Raw genomic sequence first — 20,168 nt, 5'->3', positions numbered from 1 at the left:
TTATTGGCACGCTTCACAGTCTGGATCAAGAATAGAACACACTTTCGGTTCTTCATCGATCAGCTTCACTGCGTTAAGCGCACCATCGGTAACTGTTGATTTTTCAGCGTTACTTGCACCTAAACTGCGTAAGTAATAAGTGGTTTTTAAGCCACGTATCCATGCGTGCATATAGAGTTGATCCAGTTTCTTGCCAGATGGCTGAGCCATATAGATATTAAGAGATTGAGCCTGATCTATCCATTTTTGGCGACGGGACGCAGCTTCAACCAACCACATTGGATCAATTTCAAAAGAAGTAGCGTAACGTTTTTTCAATTCTTCAGGGATCCGGCTAATGGGCTGGACGCTGCCATTAAAATACTTCAGATCATTAACCATCACTTCATCCCAAAGATTCAGCGCTTTTAAATCAGCAACCAGATAGGGATTCACTACAGTAAACTCACCTGAAAGATTGGATTTAACATACAGGTTCTGGTATGTAGGTTCAATCGATTGTGATACGCCACAGATGTTGGAAATAGTTGCTGTGGGGGCAATCGCCATCACATTGGAGTTACGCATTCCTTGAGTACGGACTTTAACTCTTAGTGTCTCCCAATCCAATCTTTGTGAGCGATCCTGCTCCAGATACTTGTTGCGTGCCTGTTGTAACAGATTAATTGAATCTATTGGTAAGATCCCTTTGCTCCACAACGATCCCTCATAAGTAGAATAATTGCCGCGTTCCTTGGCCAGATCACATGATGCTTCAATGGCATAGTAACTGATTAATTCCATAGACGAGTCAGCAAACTCGATTGCTTCTTTGGAGGTATAATCAATTTTCAGTTCATATAATGCATCCTGGAAGCCCATGATACCTAGACCAATTGGTCTATGCTTCAAATTGGAATTACGTGCCTGCGGTACTGAATAATAGTTAATATCAATGACGTTATCCAACATACGGATCGCGGTAGTGATGGTTTTTTTCAATTTCTCTTTATTCAGCTTTCCATTTTTAATGTGCGCAGGAATATTAACGCTGCCCAGATTACAAACCGCTATTTCTTCTTCAGAAGTATTTAATGTAATCTCTGTACACAAGTTGGAACTATGAATCACTCCGGCATGTTGTTGTGGCGAGCGAAGATTACATGGGTCTTTGAATGTCATCCATGGATGGCCTGTTTCAAACAGCATGGAAAGCATTTTTCTCCATAATTTCACAGCCGATAGCGTTTTAGCATTTCTAATGATGCCCTGACGCGCTTTTTCTTCACTTTCAATATACAGAGTTTCAAAGGCTTTGCCGTATTGATCGTGTAAATCAGGTACTTCATCTGGAGAAAACAAAGTCCAGTCGCCTTCTTCACGAACTCGTTTCATAAACAGATCAGGAATCCATAAGGCAGTATTCATATCGTGAGTACGGCGTCGGTCATCACCTGTATTTTTTCTTAATTCAAGAAACTCTTCAACGTCTCTATGCCAGCATTCCAGATAAGCACAAACAGCGCCTTTACGTTTACCACCCTGATTTACAGCAACAGCTGTAGCATCAGCAACGTTCAGAAAAGGAACTACGCCTTGTGATTTACCATTGGTTCCTTTGATGTGTGAGCCCATAGCGCGAACTGGCGTCCAGTCATTGCCCAGTCCACCAGCAAATTTTGAAAGCAGGGCATTATCTTTTATTGCACTATAAATACCATCCAGGTGATCGGGAACAGTTGTTAAATAGCAACTGGATAATTGAGGTCTGACTGTACCTGAATTAAATAGAGTAGGGGTAGATGACATGTAGTCAAATGAAGAAAGCAATTGATAGAATTCAATGGCTTTGGCTTCCTTATCTTTTTCACGCATAGCAAGACCCATGGCTACTCTCATGAAAAATGCCTGAGGTAATTCATAACGAACACCACGATCATGGATAAAATAGCGATCATACAGGGTTTGCAGACTTAAGTAGGTAAACTGCATGTCACGTTCAGGCAGTAAGGCTTTACTGAGTTTATCCAAATCATAATCTGCCATTTTGGCATCAAGCATACCTTGGGCAATACCGTGCGCTATATAAGCTTTGAAGTACTCGGGATAGAGCTTGCTCATCTCATCAAACGTTGCGTCAGATTTGATGTTTAATTTGGTCAACGCTTCCATACGCAAACTATCCAACAACAGACGAGCACTGACGAAGGTATAGTTAGGTTCTTTTTCAACAAGAGTGCGCGCAGACATAATCAGAGATTTATGAACATCTTCAAATTTTGCCTGATTGTATAGGTTACGCAGCGCGTCTTTAATTACAGGCTCAGCTGTTACATGTTCCAGATCGCGAATTGATTCATTAACAATAGTATTTACCCTGTTCATATCCAATGGCTTTAGCTCTCCATTGGGCATGGTGATCATTAATTGTTTGCTATCACTGGGTTGTTGTTTTATTTCGCTTTGACGTGCCTTGCGATGTTCTTCACGGTAAAGAACATAAGAGCGAGCCACTTTATAATGACCGCTACGCATGAGAGCCAGTTCAACCTGATCCTGAATGTCTTCAATATGAATTGCGCCACCACTAGGAAGACGACGTTTGAATACTTGAGATATTTGCCGGGTCAGCTCTTCAATCTGTTGATGAATTCTATCAGATGTAGGCGCGCTTCCGCCCTCGTCTGCAATAAATGCCTTGGTAATGGCAATTTTAATTTTAGTGTCATCATAGTTCACTACTTTGCCATTACGTTTAATTGTTTTAAGTAAACCTGGGGCATTAGCAGTCAATTCCAGTTGACTCGTTTGCGGCACATCTTTTACCGGATCAATAATTTCGGACATTTTTCCTCCACGAAACATGTATTTGTCAACAGTTGATAAGGCTTAATTTACTGTTAGTTTAATTATAGCAGAAAACCCAACATATAGGGGGTTTTTGGGGTACTGATAACAAGATAGTGTGTTTTTATCTGATGGTCAAGAGAATAATTTGGGTATATTTTGTGGATAACTTGTGGGTTAATTTTTATAAACTGAGGGAATAAGCGAATATGCGTTTATTTTCATGAAGTTTTCATTTTATAGATTTTTATATTTTTTTTACAATAATTGCATCACTTACATTAGAAAATCCATGGACATTTAGTTGGAATGAGTCAATATGCGCATACAATTGACTTGAGCTCCCTCCGTCAAGATTGATGGCATCAATACAGGAAAGGGGCGGAGCTTTTAATAACTGCGCCAGCTCAAATGTAGACATGGCTGCATTTGTTGAAACCAGAATGATTACCTTGCCATCCGTTGTGATTCCCAATGCGGATCGGTCTGCAACACCGGGTTTGAGGCTCGGGATTTTGCCTTTAATTAATAGCCTCGGACCACTTTGAATCGCGAAATCAATATGTTCATCATGATTGAAGTTACTGATATTGGTTATATGAGGTTTGTTGTTTTTCACATAAAAAATGCCCCACCAACTAATTCGTTTTAGAGGGTTTTCCAATTTTTTATTATTTATTCTAAGACCAAGAGGTTTAAATTCATGATCAAAAAATCCACCATTAATACTTAACAGAGCTTTACTGTGCTCGGCAAATTGATCGGTAGAGGCATTTTTGAGGGAAAGCGATTTGGCATTGACTAGCGCCAATTGATTTTTATTTAAATCGATGCGAAAAACATGAACATGCGACCATGGAGTTAATAGTCCGCCCTCAAGATCCTGGTATTCTATTCCCGGTGATAATTCCTGCCATCGATCCGCTGAACAGGAATTGAATGGAAGTGTTAAACAAATAAACAAAAAAAGAATACGTAATAAATAAGTTATGTTTGCAGGATAAACATTGGTTTGCGAAGACATGTTATTGTATCCTTATGTACATCATTCAACACCACGGAATCTCATATGCAAATTAAAACGCAACATAACAATAGTGAAGTATATAAGTCAACTATTGAATTAACTCAATTGATGAATCAAGTATTGGAAATCGCCAAACAAAAGGGTGCTACTGATGCGGCTGTTGCCGTCAATAATGACCGAGGGTTTTCTGTAGATGTCCGTATGGGGGAGGTTGAAACAGTTGCATTCAGTGAAGATAAAGGTGTTGGATTAACTGTATATATAGGTCAAAGAAAAGGTGGAGCAAGCAGTACGGATACATCACCCGCGGCGCTTGAGTCATTGGTACAGGCCGCATGCGATATTGCCAGGGTTAGTGCGGCAGATCCTTGTTTTGGTTTGGCAGACCGGGAGTTGATGACCAAAAACCATCCAGATCTGGATTTATTTCATCCTTGGGATGTGACACCACAGCAGGCAATCGAAATTGCCTTAAAATGTGAACAGTATGCTTTATCTCTTGATAAACGTATCGTCAATTCCGATGGAGTTAGCGTGTCTTCTTATGAGTCGCATCATGCTTATGCAAACACTAATGGTGGGGAAGGTTATATTCATAGTACTCGACACAGCATCAGTTGCTCTGTGATTGCAAAAGAAGGTGAGGAAATGCAAAGAGATTATGATTATACAACGGTGCGAAATGCAGCGGATCTGGTCGATACTGATTTGATTGCGCGAAATGCCGTAGAACGTGCATTGAGTCGCTTGGGATCCAGACAGATTGACACTCAAACGACACCCGTTATCTTTTCATCCAGAGTGTCAAGCGGATTGATTTCCAGTTTTGTTAGCGCTATTAGCGGATCCAATTTGTATCGAAAAAATTCATTTTTGCTTGACTCCATAGGCCAACAAATATTTCCCGAGTACATTCGTATTTATGAACAACCTCATTTACCCGGCGCTTTAGGAAGCTCTCCATTTGATGGGGAAGGGGTTCCAACTCGACCTAATATCCTGGTTGATAAGGGGCGTATAGTACAATACGTTCTTGGAAGTTATTCTGCTCGGAGAATGGGTTTAAAAACAACGGCCAATAGTGACGGCGTGCATAATTTGACTGTAGATCCGACAGCTGGTGGATTGCCTGAATTATTAAAGACAATGAATAGGGGCTTATTGGTAACTGAATTAATGGGGCAGGGTGTTAACGGTATAACCGGTGATTATTCACGAGGCGCAAGCGGATATTGGGTGGAGAATGGTGAAATTCAGTTTCCAGTTGATGAAGTGACCATCGCCGGAAATTTAAAAGAAATGTTTCATATGATACGTGCTGTTGGTAATGATATAAATCCGAATATTCCAACTCGATGCGGCTCAATATTGATAGAAAAAATGATGGTTGCTGGGAAATAAGGAGAGTTTGAGCTTAAGCCTATGAGCCTCCTGAGATAGGGCTTAGTGCTCTCCTTCATAATGGCACACTGTATTCATGATCCAGCCACATTCTGGAGATCCCTCGTTTCACTCGGGATGACGGGTTTTTGTTCGACATCCTGAATTCATACGTCATCCTGAACGCAGTGAAGGATCTTCCTCAAAGTGGCAGTACACTTGATTCACAGCCAGATCAAGGAGATCCCTCGTTTCACTCGGGATGACGGGTTTTTGTTCGACATTCTGAATTGATATGTGATCCTGTATTGATACGTCATCCTGAACGCAGTGAAGGATCTCCCTCATAGTGGCACCGCACTCGATTCACCGCATCATTCAGGAAAGCCTTCGTTTCATTCGGGACGACCGTGTAGTTTATTTGATTGATGTTTGTTGGTTTGTGATCCAGGTGGTATGAAGTTTTAAGATAAAATTGACTCAGTTACACTGATATCGCTAAAGCGTTTCATGTCGCGAACATAGAATAACCTGATGTATTGCCTTTACCTGTAGCGCAGGCTCTACCTACGCCAGATGACTGCAAATCAAGAGATGAATTTCAGATATATGAAATACGATTGACGAATTAAATTAATTTTTATCGCGGAATATAATACGGCCTTTGGATAGATCGTAAGGAGTTAATTCTACCTTAACTTTATCTCCTGTAAGTATTCTAATGTAATTTTTACGCATACGACCTGAAATGTGGGCGGTTACAACGTGGCCATTTTCTAATTCTACACGAAACATAGTGTTGGGTAAGGTATCGATAACGGTGCCAGCCATTTCAATATGATCTTCTTTTGCCATAAGTCTCTCAATGATGTTACAAGTTCATAAAGGTGAAATAGTGCACTAATTTCAGAAAAATGGCAATCCAAGCGTGTGATTCATTTAAATTATTAGCGTTTTTTTCTGGTTTTTAAATGGACTTATACCTCAAAATATACTTTTATGAAAAAAAGACGCGATATTTCTATTCCAGTATGGATTAGGTATTTAATTTTTTTATGACCTAATGCACTATACAATTTAACTGGTGCTAACAGGTCACAGTTTATTCTTATGATGGCACAGTAGTCCTGAAATAGAGTGGGCATAAGTTTAAAATGGTGTCATATTGTGTTATCATATGCCAATCTTGATGGTTATGTGAATAGTCTTTAAATAACAATGCATAAACATTGAAATAGAAATTAATTAAGAAGATATTATGATTGTTAAATTACCGCAAAAATTAAACCTGTTTGTCTTTTTAATGGTGTTGTGTACCAATTTATCAGTGTTTTTGATTCCTTTATTAACCAATAACTATGTCATTATTTGTGGAGTATTGTTCTTTGATCTTGTATTACTGAGATTAACTAATATGCACTGGCATATTATCCACGAAGGGATACACAATATTTTACATTCGAATTTAAAGATAAATGATCTCATGGGACGAATATTAGCAGTATTCTTATTTACTTCATTTAATATGGTTCGTTTTGGCCATCTGTTCCACCATCGAGTCAATCGTCAAACCGACGAAATCGATGTGTGCCTTGATGAACAATCAAAAACATGGAAAGGTACTTTAAATTATTTCTTTACTATTCTTGGTGGGCATTATCTTATATACATTTTTGCAATGACCTTTATGTTTTTTCTGCCCCGTAAAAAAATCATCCAGATAGGAAATAAAACCTTTGGTAATCAATTTAATCATAACGATAAATTACAGCATTTTTCCAATAATCATCTTAAGAAGCATATAGAAGGTTCGAATCTGGTGAAATTACGCATGGATTTTATACTATCGCTCTGCATACTTGTCTCGATGTTTTTCATTTATCACCAGTTTATGATTTTGTTTATATCCTATCTGTTGATAAGAGCCTTATTGTTTTCATACTTTGATAATATGCCTCATTATGCTACCGAACTTCATGGCGATATTAATGCTGCTCGTAACTCTTATTTACCAAAGCCCCTGGCGTTGTTATTTATGAATTTTAATTATCATAAGTTGCATCATGAGTTACCCGTGCTGTCCTGGTACTATTTGCCAAAAGAGTTTAGGAAAGCGAACCATGATTATGATGATCATTTAATCCGTGATTTTTTTGATCAGTTTAAGGGGAGGGTAATGCGTGATCAATTACTTCCCCTGAATAGCTCGGCTATCTCTGATTTGACTAACAGTTAATATACCTGGGTGAAGTTAATCAGTGTAGTTTAATGGCATTTGAGCATGGTTTATTTTTGGATGGGATAACCCGCATCCATCCAACTGCGCAACCCACCATTAAGTGAAAAGATTTGGGTGTATCCCATTTTTTGTAATGAATCAGCGACTAGAGCACAACGAAATCCACCACTGCAATACACCACTATGGGGGTATGAAGATCAGGGATCTGTTGTTCAATATCACGTTCAATAATTCCTTTACTTAAATGAATTGATGTGGGAATGTATCCATCAGATAATTCATGATCTTCCCGGATGTCTATTACTATGATGTGTTCTTTGTTATCAATCATTCGTTTTAGATTTTGAGGGCTTATTTCATTAATTCGTTTTTTTGCATCGTCTACTAAATTAAGAAATCCAGGGGAATGATTCTTCATAAACAATACTCCTCAAATTATTTTTGTTAAGCTTACCTTATTTTATTTAAAGTTGATAACTGAACCATTTTAAATTACTAATCAATAGTCTTAATCTGTATAAGAGGTAGCTAGTGTAATTTTATATTATAGGTCTGAAAATCAAGTTGGAGAGAATCATGCTAAAAATTACAACTCATGTTTTTATACCTATAGAGGAAATTGAGTTAACTCCAATACGAGCTCAGGGAGCTGGTGGGCAACATGTAAACAAAAATTCAACCGCCATCCATTTACGTTTTGATATTCACAAGTCTACTCTGCCTGAGGAATATAAATCGCGTCTTATGCTTTTAAATGATTATCGAATCACTGCTGAAGGTTTGATTATTATTAAGGCTCAGCGGTATAAAAGTCAGGAACAAAACAAGTCAGACGCTTTACAGCGATTAATTGGAATAATTAAAAAAGCCAGTTACGCACCCAAGAAACGTAGAGAAACGAAACCGTCAAAATCTTCAATAACTAAAAGACTGGATAGGAAAACGTTGAGAGGAACAATCAAAAAATTACGGCAACCTCCCTTATAAAAAGTACTCGTTAAGTTGGCTTTATTTGTATATTTTATTGAATAATGATGTACTGTAACGTACCGATTCAGGATTGATGGAGGTATCTCAGTGTTATGGATATCGGCACCCCATTTATGGGTTGCATTAGCGGCTACGCTTTTTTTAGTGATATTCCACTATTTAAGTCCATGGTTTGCAAATCATTTACCTGGCAATGGAAGTGCTTTTGTCTCTTTTGCAGGTGGCGTGGCTGTAGCCTATGTTTTTTTGCATATGCTGCCTAATCTGGTTGAGTACAATAAACCCATTGGTCGCTTTCTTATGACTAATCAATGGCTCACTCCCTTTACTGAGTTGTTAATTTATATAGTCGCACTACTAGGATTTCTTATCTATTACGGTTTTGATCTGGTTGCAGAACGGTATCGTGATGAAGGGGACTATGACGGCATGGTTTATGGATTGCATCTCACCATGTTCTGTCTCTATAACTTTTTGATTACCTATACCATGTCGTTACGGGCTTTAACCAGTATCTCTGCTACCGTTTTGTTTACTTTTGCTATGGCCTTACATTTTGTTTTGACGGATCGTAAATTCTGTCGATTTTATAGCACGCAATTTAATCATTTAGGGCGTTTTATATTGATAAGTGCTTTGTTAGTTGGCTGGATTTGTTCAGTACTTTTTGACCCTGTTAACGTATTAATTGCTGCTTTCATGCTGGCATTTCTTGCAGGCTCTGTGTTATTAAATGTGTTTAGAGAAGAAATACCTGTATCAGGTCTGGCCAGTTATTATTGGTTTTCTTTTGGTGCCTTGCTCATTATGTTTTTGTTATTATTACAAACATGGATACTGGTGTGGTATCCCGTTTCGATTAAACCAGAACTTGCCATGCTGACTTCTTCGTTGCATTAAAAGCAACTTCCTAAGGAATTGTCAACTTTCTCTGTTGAGTACAATTATTTAATCACTGGCTAAATAATGTACTATAATAATGGGAGAAATCCTAAGCTACATGGAGGTCTTATGGGCTATGTTATAGCAGTCAGCCAATCAAAGGGTGGAAGTACTAAAACAACTACAGCCATTAATTTGTGTGGTGCTTTATTAGAGAAAGGCTATAAAGCAATAGTTGCGGATATGGATAAAGATAAACCTGATGCTATAAATTGGGCTAAACAAGGGAATCACATCAATTTTGTAATCGAACTTTTTGAAGAAAAACCCATGGATACAATGGAGTCATTAAGGAGGACTTATGATTTTATTGTTTTGGATACTCCTCCCAACTACATGCCTGCCGCATTTAAAGCAATAATGCTTTCAGACTTAATTATTTTACCTTGTTCTCCAAGTTTTTTGGATCAAAGTAATCTCACGGATGCTATATCCATACCTAGAATGGCGCAAAAACCTTTTAAAATTTTGGGCTGCAAAATCAATAAACGACATAAATTATCAGAAAAATTATTGTCTGAACTCATTAAATCTGGACAAGCATTTGAAACGTCCATATCCACTAAAGCAGCAGTATTGGAAAGTCCATTTCAGGGGAAATGGCTAGGAAATTATCGTCCAGGATGTGATAGTCATAAAGAGTTTTTGTCTTTAGCAGATGAGGTCATTAAAATTGCTAATATATGGGCGAAACCATATCCTCCTCTCCATTCACAAAATACAGATACAGTGGCACAAAGGGTAAGTCCTGTATAGGAAAATGAAGGAGTACAAAATGCAGAATTTTTGTCTATCTGATGCGATCCTTGAACGATTTAAATCCGTTGAGCAGGAACTGGGATATTCTGAACATATTGTAAAGTTAGATTGTAACACAATTGATACATGGGAGTATCGCGAACGAAGCTCATTTGAATTAGGGTGTATTGATTCTTTAGCTTTAAGTATTAAACAAGCGGGGCAGTGTCAGCCTATCATTGTGGTCAGAGTATCTGAGACTTTCAAGCCTAAAGATAATCCATCCGCACAATATGTTGTCATTGCAGGGTATAGGAGATGGATGGCGTGCAAGACTCATCACCTTGAAGTTCAGGCAGTTATTAGAAATTTAAGTTTTGAGCAGGCAATAACCGTGCTTATAGCCGATTATGAGAAAGAAACTGTTTCTGATTATTCGAAAGGAATGCTCTATCATACTTTATTAACTACAGCGAAAATCACTCCTGATCAATTATGCCACAGATTAAATATAAGTCGACAACAACTTGAGAGTTACCTTGCGTTCGCTCAGGTACCAGCAGAACTCTGGCGAGCAGTTGGAGATATGTCCAAAGTATCTGCCAGGACTGCAGTTACAATCAAGACCCTATCTGATAAGGGAACCGTTTATCTTGATGCCTTATTCAGTATTGCAAAAAAAATTGCTCAGGGCTTTGGTGAAAAGCGAATAATCAGGGCAGTTGAGACTAAGATTAATCTTCAGCTGAAACGCAGACCACCCGAAAACCTCAGCGATCACCAAATTGAATTTAATGGAAAAATTTTGATGAACCTGCATCAAGGAAGAATCAAATTGGATAAATCGTTGGTCAATCATGGTAATTTTAAAGAGCTGGTCGGTACACTGGAGAAAAATATAACGGATTTTGCCAATAATTATTTTAAGGATAACTTCAAGGGATGATCCCATTGGCCCAGTTTATTGGGATTTTTTAGTGTTAACTCCAATAAATGTAGAAATTCTTTTCTACTGATGACGGTGGCACCCAACCGAAGTAAATGATTGGTTGGCATTTGGCAATCGATGAAATCAAACTCCCAATCTTTAAGTGTCTGGCACAGATAGTATAAAGCAATTTTTGATGCGTCAGTCACTTTATGGAACATGGACTCACCGAAGAAACCTTTTCCCAGGCTGATGCCGTATAATCCACCAACAAGCTTTTCATCCTGCCATACTTCAAATGAATGGGCATAGCCCATTGCGTGAAGAGTAGTGTAGGCGGTAATCATTTCATGGGTAATCCAGGTATTATTGAAACGCCCTGAACAGGTGGCGCATGAAGTAATGACCTGTTGAAATGCGGTATCTATGGATAATTTGAAGGGTTTTTTTAACGATTTTCCAAGACTCCTTGATACGTTCATTTGGTCAGGAAGCAGAATCAATCTGGGATTGGGCGACCACCATAGAATAGGACATCCTGGTTCAAACCAAGGGAAAATACCTTGAGTATAGGCTTGAATTATACGCTGTGGACATAAATCACCGCCTATAGCAAGCAGTCCTTGTTTGTCGCTGGTTTCAGGGTCCGGAAAAATATAGCCAGTATCAACCAATGTAGTCCTTAATCCTTAAGGTCATTTTATAAAGAATACAGCCAACACTCTCTGTTGGCTCTATTATCCTAAATTTGGCAGTTGGATCTTCTACGAAGCCCGACTGCACTATTTTATAATGAATCCAGATATTTCTCTGCATCCAGCGCTGCCATGCAGCCAAATCCTGCTGAAGTAATGGCTTGTCTGTATACATGATCAGCAACATCACCACAGGCAAATACACCGGGTATCGATGTACTGGTCGCCATCCCATCCAAACCAGACTTGATTGTCAGATAGCCGTCTTTCATTTTTAATTGGTTAGTGAACAATCCCGTATTGGGGGTGTGGCCAATAGCGATAAAAACCCCATCTAAGGCTAATTCTGTTTTTTCATCTGTAAGCACATTGCGAATGGTTGCCCCAGTTACTTTTTTTCCATCACCCAGAACTTCATCCAGAGTTGAGTTCCATATCAATTTAATGTTGCCAGTACGCGCCTTCTCAAACAACTTATCTTGGAGAATTTTTTCAGAACGTAAACTGTCTCTTCGGTGAATCAACGTAACCGATGCAGCAATATTAGATAAATAAAGTGCTTCTTCAACCGCTGTATTTCCACCTCCAATGACGCAGACTGCTTTGTTACGATAGAAAAATCCATCACAGGTTGCGCACGCTGAAACACCTTTCCCCTGATATGCTGATTCTGATTCCAGACCCAGATATCGGGCAGAAGCACCTGTAGCAATGATTAATGCGTCACAGGTATAAGTCGTGCTGTCTCCTTGTAATGTAAATGGAGCTTGTGCTAAATCAGCTTTGACAATATGATCAAATATGATTTGAGTATCAAAGCGCTCAGCATGCTTTTGCATCCGTTCCATTAGAGCAGGACCTTGCAGACCTTCAACGTCGCCAGGCCAGTTATCTACCTCGGTGGTAGTGGTTAATTGACCGCCCGGTTCCATACCAGTGATTAATACTGGATTTAAATTGGCTCTTGCGGCATAGACTGCGGCGGTGTAACCTGCTGGACCAGAACCAAGTATGATTAAGCGGTGGTGATTGCTTGTGCTCATCGTCTCTGCCTTCCTTATATTTTGTGTTAAGATGGCAAATATTATGACAAAAACGAAAATAATAAAATACCTATGGCAAAACAAGACTCGGGAAAACAGGCTGGAACCCCTAAAAAATCCATGCCGAATTATGTTACAAAGCGCTTGAGTGAAGGCGGCTTCATACTCATTTTATCAATTGCACTTTTCGTGCTTTTGTCCTTATTTACTTATAAGGTAAGTGATCCAGGTTGGTCTCATGCTACTCGGCCCGGAGTCGATATTGCCAATGCTGGTGGGCAAGTTGGTGCTTATCTGGCGGATGCATTGTATTTTGCTTTTGGTTATTTTGCATTTTTGCTACCAATAGCTTTTGTATACGTTGCCTGGTCGATATTAAAGGATTTTCAAACTTTAAAATTCATTGACAGAACCGTTCTGATGCTTCGTTCAGCTGGATTTCTTTTGATGGTACTTGGTGGATGTGGCCTGTTAACTCTTGAACCGGAGATTAAAGCAGTCGACTCTATTCATAGTGCAGGGGGAATTATAGGTCAGGCAGTAAGTAATGGATGGTACCACATGTTGAATTTCCAGGGCGCGACTCTTGTTTTATTAGCCATGTTTTTAGTGGGGACTACCTTGTTAACTGGCTTGTCCTGGCTTAACGCGATTGAATTAATTGGCAAGTATACACTTGTAGGGATTAATGCGACGTATATGGCTCTGAAAAAAGTCATTAATTTAGGTAAAGCCAGAGCGGCATCTATTAAATCCAGTGAAATAGCTTCGGAACCTGCAGAAGTATCCACTAAAGAAAAATCAGTACCGCAATTATTCAGACCGAAAAAGGAAAAAGAACGAGGAAGAGAGCGTGAAAAATCACCTCCTGTTCTCATCGCTCCTGAGGAAGTTAAACCGGAAGTGATAAAAAACGTACGAGAGTCCAGAGAAATTCGTCCTCCTAAATTAACTACATCAGGTACCTTACCGGGATTGAATTTATTGGATAAAGGTCAGCCGGGTAAACCTATGGGTGGTTATACACATCAGGAATTAGAAAATGTATCGCGCGATGTAGAGCAACATTTATTGGACTTTGGTATACAGGCCGACGTAGTGGCTGTGCATCCGGGACCTGTCGTTACTCGATTTGAATTGCAGCTTGCTGCCGGTGTTAAAGTAAGCAAATTAACGGCATTAGCCAAAGATTTAGCTCGTTCATTATCTGTGATTTCTGTTCGTGTGGTAGAAGTTATTCCAGGCAAGACGGTGGTTGGCCTTGAATTGCCAAATCATTCGCGTGAGGTGGTTCGATTATCCGATGTTTTATCTGCCGATGTATATCAGCAGGCTCATTCACCACTTACCTTGGCTTTGGGAGTGGATATTGCAGGGCATCCCATGATCGTGGATTTAGCTAAAATGCCTCATTTGTTGGTGGCTGGTACGACTGGTTCAGGAAAATCAGTGGGTATCAACGCCATGATATTAAGCATCTTGTTTAAAGCAACACCTGAGCAAGTTCGTTTGATTATGGTGGATCCCAAGATGCTTGAATTATCTGTATATGACGGTATTCCGCATTTATTAACGCCCGTTGTAACCGATATGAAAGAAGCAGCCAGTGCATTGCGTTGGTGTGTTGAGGAAATGGAACGAAGATATAAACTAATGGCTGCTCTGGGAGTACGTAATTTAGCAGGCTATAACACTAAAATCTCAGAAGGAATTGCTAATGGTGCGCCATTGGTTAATCCTTTATGGAAACCTGTAGATTCTATGGATGATACAGCGCCTCAATTACAAGCACTGCCTTATGTTGTGGTGGTCATTGATGAGCTTGCTGACATGATGATGGTGGTTGGCAAAAAGGTTGAGCAATTGATTGCACGTATCGCTCAAAAAGCTCGAGCAGCAGGGATTCATATGATTCTTGCTACGCAAAGACCCTCTGTTGACGTATTGACCGGACTGATTAAATCCAACATTCCAACGCGTATATCATTTCAAGTATCATCAAAAATTGATTCTCGTACTATACTTGACCAACAGGGCGCAGAACAGTTATTGGGTCATGGCGATATGTTGTATCTGGCTCCTGGAAGTGGCGCACCTTTGCGTGTCCATGGCGCATTTGTGGACGATAAGGAAGTCCATCGTATCGCTGATGATTGGCGCGCCAGAGGTGAGCCTGATTATATTGAAGACATTTTAAAGATGACCAATGATGGTGGTGAAGGAGGATTTGACGAAGAAGGGCAATCAACAGAAGATGATGATCCTTTATACGATCAGGCCGTAGAGTTTGTTATTCAAACCCGGAAAGCTAGCATTTCTGCAGTGCAAAGAAGATTAAAAATTGGATATAACCGTGCAGCACGAATGGTTGAGGAGATGGAGCGAACTGGAATAGTTGGCCCACTTGATGGTGGATACCGGGATGTTCTGGTTTCATCAGTAACTGAGGAATGAGAATGAAAAAATTAATTTTAATGATCCTGTTTTGTTTTTCCAGTAGTTTGTTCAGCCAGACTTCGGGTGAGTTATTACAAGAGAAACTTAATGCGATCAGAACTATGACTGCAAATTTTAATCAAATAGTAAAAGCTAAAAAGAAGGAAGTCTCTCGTTCTTCAGGAACAATGGCTCTACAGAGACCAGGACGTTTTCGTTGGCAAACGATCGATCCAATGGAGCAGCTTGTTGTTGCTGATGGAACGAAAATGTGGGTTTATGATGTGGATTTAGAGCAAGTCACAGTTAAAAAGCAGGAAAAAGGGTTAGGTGGAACTGCCGCGTTATTTTTGAGTGGTTATGATGATACAGTCACCAGAGATTTTGAAGTAACCCAGAAAACTGATGGGCAGGTAACTACTTTTGATTTGAAATCGAAATCTCCAAAAGAAAATTTTCAGCAAATTAAATTGATTTTCACAGAGGATAAATTAACGGGTCTGGAGTTGCATGATCAATTAGGGCAAGTAACTACTGTTAAATTAGTGCAAATAAAATCCAATCCTAAGTTACCAGCTAAACTGTTTCAATTTAAGCCGCCCAAAGGGGTCGATTTAGTCCAGCAATAAATAACTGACCGTTTTGAGCTGTTTTAGCGTTCAAATCGGTCAGCTTAGCTATTATAGATCATGGCATAATTCATAATGGTATGTACGAATGAGCTTGTTTAATACGGAACCTGTCCCTCCTTTAGCTGAATTTTTAAGGCCCAAGCATCTTGATGAAGTGATTGGACAAAGTCATTTGCTTGGTGAAGGTAAACCCTTACGATTGAGTTTTACCGGTCGGAAACTTCATTCCATGATACTTTGGGGGCCACCCGGGGTAGGTAAAACTACGATTGCGCGGTTAACAGCTCAGGCCTTTGACTGTGAGTGGATAGCCTTGTCTGCCGTTTTTTCAGGTGTTAAAGAAATTCGCGCAGCCATGGAGCAAGCGCAGGAACATTTAATACATGATAAACAGACTATTTTATTCATTGATGAAATTCATCGTTTCAATAAAGCACAACAAGATGCATTGCTGCCTTATACTGAATCAGGACTCGTAACATTTATTGGAGCGACCACCGAAAATCCTTCATTTGAAGTAAATTCAGCGCTGCTGTCCCGCGCACAGGTTTATGTTTTAAAATCTTTATCGGATGATGAATTAAAGGAGTTATTTCAACGAGCCCATACAGCTGTTTTACCCCATCTGCAATTTGATGATCAGGCTTTGGATGTCATTATCGCCTGTTCTGATGGTGACGCAAGAAGGCTCCTTAATCTGCTTGAGCAAATTAATACAGCTTGTACAGCAATGAATGTTACTGCAGTAACTAATGAATTGGTAACGAATGCATTGGCTCCAAATTCCAGACGTTTTGATAAAGGCGGCGACAATTTTTATGATCAAATTTCTGCATTGCATAAATCGGTACGTGGTTCTGATCCCGATGCAGCACTATATTGGTTATGTCGTATGCTTGATGGTGGAGTAGATCCGCATTATCTCGCCAGACGCATCGTTCGAATGGCCTGGGAAGATATTGGATTGGCTGATCCCAAGGGTATGCAAATAGCTAATGATGCAGCCACTACTTATGAGCGATTGGGTTCTCCCGAAGGGGAGTTAGCTTTGGCCCAGGCAGTAATTTACCTTGCGGTTGCCGCAAAAAGTAACGCCGGTTATGTTGCGTTCAATCAGGCCATGTCTTTTGTAAAAAAAGATAAGTCCAGAGAGGTTCCTGTCCATTTACGTAATGCTCCTACCAAGTTATTGAAAGAGTTGGGACATGGACGGGAATATCGTTATGCTCATGATGAGCCACTGGGTTATGCTGCTGGTGAACATTATTTTCCAGATGGCATTAAAGATCCTCAATGGTATAAACCGGTGCCAAGAGGATTGGAAATCAAAATCGCTGAAAAACTCGCATTTTTAAAAAAATTGGATGAAGATTCAGAAAGTTAGACTGTTACGTGTAACTTCCCAACAAATCCAGGAATTTCACCACCCAAAGCATAGTGAAGGATCTCTCAATGCAGGTACAGCACCACATTCAGGAGATCCCTCGTTTCACTCGGGATGACGGGTGTTTTTAATTCGTCATCCTGAGCTTAGTGGGGGATCTCCAATTGCAGGTATAGCACCACATCCAGGAGATCCCTCGTTTCACTCGGGATGACGGGTTTTTTAATTCGTCATTCGGAACTTAGTGAGGGATCTCCAATTGCAGGTACAGTACCACATTCAGGAGATCTCTCGTTTCACTCGGGATGACGGGTGTTCTATTTCGTCATCCTGAGCGTAGCGAAGGATCTCCAAATGCAGGAACAGCACCACATTCAGGAGAGCCCTCGTTTCACTCGTGATGCCGGGTGTTTTATTTCGTCATCCTGAGCGTAGCGAAGGATCTCCCCATACAGGCATTGTGCCGGCTTGAGGTGATGCTTACTGTATTCGAGAGGAGGGGGAGCGAGCTATTGAACACGTTAAATTTCAGTAGTTGCATTAAATTTTATCCAATCCACTGATTCTTTATTGATTTATATCACAAATTTCAGGTATAAATATCAATCTTAACAAATAAAGGGATTTATGTTCATGAAAAAATGTTACAAACTAGCTCCAGCTTGTCTTGCATTAAGTATTTCTTCAATAGCCGTTGCTGGAACTATGGGACCCGCTGTACAGCCAGAATCCTGGTATCTAGTTGGTGGAGCAGGTTCTTCCTGGTCAAACGATGCCGATATCACTGTTGACCCCGCAATCTGGGATTTTTCCAATCAAGGTTATTCAAATGATTTAGATTCAGCGGCACTGTTATTTTTTGGAGTGGGACGTTACATCACCGACTATCTGCGTTTGGACGCTCGATTTGAACACCGAGGTGATTACGACTATTCGAAGTATCAAACCGGATCAAACAATGGCGTTCCTGGATTTACCGGTGATGTACGAACCCGAAAATTTAAAATGGACAGTAACAGTGTCATGGTTAATGGTTGGGTTGATCTGGGCACTCTCACTTCAAAGTTATTATGGCAGGTTGGCACTTTTTCACTTCAACCCTATGTCGGTGGTGGAATTGGGGTAGATTATTTAAATGTTAAAGATTTTAGAACAATATCAGCACCTTTTGGAGCTGGTCGAACAGAAATCGCCTCGGTCAATCAAACAAGCACTGATAGTGAATTTGCCTGGCGGGTTGGTGCTGGTATCTCTGCTCAATTAACGCAACGAACTTCACTCGCAGTTGGTTATGATTACTTTGATGGGGGAAAGATACCATTTCCTAACTACATTCTGTCATCTTTATCAGCGCCTAGTGGTAGAACCGGTGTGAGTGTTACTCCCTGGAACGGTTCCTTTACGGCAAATGAGGTGTATGCAGAGTTACGCGTACTGATTTGATGCACAGATGTTGAATTATATCATTTATATCCAGGTGCCTGTTGCTGATTCATAGAAGCATGCACCGAATCGATTTCATGAGATTGCTCTGAACAATGTCATGAAATCGATGCTGTTTGAACTCATGCACGTCCAGTGTCAAAGTTATGACTAATATTTTCACTAATTCCTAAAAATACTGTGTTTTTTAATGATCTTTCAATTTTGAATGCATCATCCAGAGAGCTAATGGATAGCTCTGAAAAGCGCTGCTGAATAGGACTTTTGACTATTCAGTACTTCATGACATGTCAAAAAAATCTGGAATAAAGAGATTATCTTGTGCAAAAATTAAAAAACATTCACTTCAAAGTAATTAATTAATTGATTTTAAAGACATTTTCATTTTGGCGTGAAATTTGCTAAAGTCATAATTATTTATCTTATTAATTATTGATTTTATGCAATATTGTAATTACGAGACATGTGCGGTAAAACCACAGATTGAATTTTCTGAATGGGATATCTTATCCAGTTTACCTATTGCGCTTGTAATATTGAATGCACAAGGGCGTGTGGTATGGTTAAATCCTTCCGCTGAAGCGATGCTAGGCTATGGATTAATCGGATCCTTATGGTTGGATGTCATTCAACGGGCATTTGTTCCACGTGCTGATGATGGTCATGAGGTGTCTTTGGCTGATGGACGACGGGTACATGTTGCTATTTCATCTCTTGATAGTTTACCTGGTATCTTAATTACTCTATCGGATATTACTGCGACACGGGATTATGAGAAAGCGAGAGAAAATGAGAAACGATTGGTATCTATAGGAACGATGACTGCCCAGCTGGCTCATCAAATCAGAACTCCCTTGTCTTCAGCAATTTTATATACGGAGCATTTAAATAACTTACCTGAACTTGATCCCCGCATAAAAAACTGGATACGGCGATTACAGGAGTGTCATGGGAGTATTGAACAACAAATTCATGATTTACTCTTGTTTGCCCGAGGTACATCAATTAAACCGACATTTATAGATATGACTTACTGGTGCTCTCAATTAATGCAAAGAGCACAGCCTTATATAGAGTCATCTTCTGCATTATTTAAAGTAAACAATCAGTTGATAACTCGTGAATCATCCATTCACGGAGAGTCATTAATTGGTGCAGTTTTGAATCTTGTAATCAATGCTTTGCAATCAGAAGCGACAGAAATATATTTAACTCTTGCATCTATGGATGATTCAGGTATACAAATATCAGTAGAGGATAATGGAAAGGGGATGAGTGACGAGGTAAAAGCACAAGCCTTTTCACCATTCTTTACTACTAAAGCACAAGGCACTGGTTTAGGATTAGCGGTTGTTTTTGCAGTTGTGAAAGCTCATGGAGGTAAAGTGACCTTAGAATCTGTTGAAGGCGAAGGTACACAGGTAAATTTGTATATACCAGGTATGAACAGAATCGAATGAAACT

The 20,168-nt window shown here is 39.7% G+C and carries 17 protein-coding genes; 11 read left to right on the top strand and 6 right to left on the bottom strand.

All coding sequences use genetic code 11. The features are described from left to right. Both IZU94_RS03460 and IZU94_RS03455 read right to left on the bottom strand, forming a co-directional pair. Positions 1-2,826 (bottom strand): ribonucleoside-diphosphate reductase subunit alpha, encoded by a 2,826-nt coding sequence (locus IZU94_RS03460; protein ID WP_203108036.1) that lies wholly within the window; start codon positions 2,824-2,826, stop codon positions 1-3. A 247-nt stretch (positions 2,827-3,073) separates the two neighbouring features. After that, positions 3,074-3,850, bottom strand: a complete 777-nt coding sequence (locus IZU94_RS03455; protein ID WP_203108034.1) for a phosphodiester glycosidase family protein — start codon at positions 3,848-3,850, stop codon at positions 3,074-3,076. Positions 3,851-3,895: 45 nt separating this feature from the next. On the opposite strand from IZU94_RS03455, the gene pmbA reads away from it, so the two are divergent. Continuing rightward, complete coding sequence (gene pmbA / locus IZU94_RS03450) at positions 3,896-5,254, top strand: metalloprotease PmbA (RefSeq protein WP_203108032.1); 1,359 nt, start codon at positions 3,896-3,898, stop codon at positions 5,252-5,254. Positions 5,255-5,866: 612 nt separating this feature from the next. Here the strand turns inward: pmbA and infA are convergent. Then, the gene (gene infA, locus IZU94_RS03445; RefSeq protein WP_006872751.1) at positions 5,867-6,088 is read right to left on the bottom strand and encodes a translation initiation factor IF-1; all 222 of its coding nucleotides are present in this window, start codon (positions 6,086-6,088) and stop codon (positions 5,867-5,869) included. A gap of 403 nt (positions 6,089-6,491) precedes the next feature. On the opposite strand from infA, the gene IZU94_RS03440 reads away from it, so the two are divergent. Next, positions 6,492-7,469, top strand: coding sequence for a fatty acid desaturase (locus tag IZU94_RS03440; RefSeq protein WP_203108030.1), 978 nt, complete (start codon positions 6,492-6,494; stop codon positions 7,467-7,469). Between the two features lie 50 nt (positions 7,470-7,519). On the opposite strand, the gene IZU94_RS03435 is transcribed toward IZU94_RS03440, so the two are convergent. Beyond that, positions 7,520-7,891: a rhodanese-like domain-containing protein gene (locus tag IZU94_RS03435; RefSeq protein ID WP_203108028.1), complete on the bottom strand. Its 372-nt coding sequence runs from the start codon at positions 7,889-7,891 to the stop codon at positions 7,520-7,522. Between the two features lie 158 nt (positions 7,892-8,049). Here IZU94_RS03435 and arfB point away from each other — a divergent pair, with 158 nt between their 5' ends. From arfB to IZU94_RS03415, 4 genes are all read left to right on the top strand, one after another. Next, positions 8,050-8,460, top strand: coding sequence for an alternative ribosome rescue aminoacyl-tRNA hydrolase ArfB (gene arfB / locus IZU94_RS03430; RefSeq protein ID WP_203108026.1), 411 nt, complete (start codon positions 8,050-8,052; stop codon positions 8,458-8,460). 90 nt (positions 8,461-8,550) lie between these two features. Beyond that, entirely contained in the window at positions 8,551-9,363 is an 813-nt protein-coding gene (locus tag IZU94_RS03425; protein WP_203108024.1) for a hypothetical protein, read from the top strand. A 111-nt stretch (positions 9,364-9,474) separates the two neighbouring features. Continuing rightward, complete coding sequence (locus IZU94_RS03420; protein ID WP_203108022.1) at positions 9,475-10,161, top strand: ParA family protein; 687 nt, start codon at positions 9,475-9,477, stop codon at positions 10,159-10,161. Positions 10,162-10,180: 19 nt separating this feature from the next. Beyond that, entirely contained in the window at positions 10,181-11,089 is a 909-nt protein-coding gene (locus IZU94_RS03415; protein WP_203108021.1) for a ParB/RepB/Spo0J family partition protein, read from the top strand. Here the strand turns inward: IZU94_RS03415 and aat are convergent. Further along, positions 11,062-11,745: a leucyl/phenylalanyl-tRNA--protein transferase gene (gene aat, locus IZU94_RS03410; RefSeq protein ID WP_203108019.1), complete on the bottom strand. Its 684-nt coding sequence runs from the start codon at positions 11,743-11,745 to the stop codon at positions 11,062-11,064. The genes IZU94_RS03415 and aat overlap by 28 nt on opposite strands. A gap of 113 nt (positions 11,746-11,858) precedes the next feature. After that, complete coding sequence (gene trxB / locus IZU94_RS03405; protein WP_203108017.1) at positions 11,859-12,809, bottom strand: thioredoxin-disulfide reductase; 951 nt, start codon at positions 12,807-12,809, stop codon at positions 11,859-11,861. A 72-nt stretch (positions 12,810-12,881) separates the two neighbouring features. Here trxB and IZU94_RS03400 point away from each other — a divergent pair, with 72 nt between their 5' ends. The 5 genes from IZU94_RS03400 to IZU94_RS03380 all read left to right on the top strand — a co-directional run bounded on the left by IZU94_RS03400 (position 12,882) and on the right by IZU94_RS03380 (position 20,164). Further along, on the top strand, positions 12,882-15,263 hold the full coding sequence (locus tag IZU94_RS03400; protein ID WP_203108015.1) for a DNA translocase FtsK: 2,382 nt from the start codon (positions 12,882-12,884) through the stop codon (positions 15,261-15,263). 2 nt (positions 15,264-15,265) lie between these two features. Further along, positions 15,266-15,874 carry an outer membrane lipoprotein periplasmic chaperone LolA gene (gene lolA / locus IZU94_RS03395; RefSeq protein WP_203108013.1) on the top strand — a complete coding sequence of 203 codons (609 nt, stop codon included), beginning with the start codon at positions 15,266-15,268 and terminating at the stop codon, positions 15,872-15,874. An 88-nt stretch (positions 15,875-15,962) separates the two neighbouring features. After that, positions 15,963-17,261, top strand: coding sequence for a replication-associated recombination protein A (locus IZU94_RS03390; protein WP_203108011.1), 1,299 nt, complete (start codon positions 15,963-15,965; stop codon positions 17,259-17,261). A 633-nt stretch (positions 17,262-17,894) separates the two neighbouring features. Beyond that, positions 17,895-18,704 carry an outer membrane protein gene (locus tag IZU94_RS03385; RefSeq protein ID WP_203108009.1) on the top strand — a complete coding sequence of 270 codons (810 nt, stop codon included), beginning with the start codon at positions 17,895-17,897 and terminating at the stop codon, positions 18,702-18,704. A gap of 440 nt (positions 18,705-19,144) precedes the next feature. Continuing rightward, the gene (locus tag IZU94_RS03380) at positions 19,145-20,164 is read left to right on the top strand and encodes a sensor histidine kinase (protein WP_238400485.1); all 1,020 of its coding nucleotides are present in this window, start codon (positions 19,145-19,147) and stop codon (positions 20,162-20,164) included. Positions 20,165-20,168 lie beyond the last annotated feature (4 nt).

The sequence above is a fragment of the Legionella bononiensis genome (genome assembly GCF_016786215.1).
In the GTDB taxonomy this organism is placed as follows: domain Bacteria; phylum Pseudomonadota; class Gammaproteobacteria; order Legionellales; family Legionellaceae; genus Legionella; species Legionella bononiensis.
This window is presented reverse-complemented; position numbering and strand designations above follow the sequence as displayed.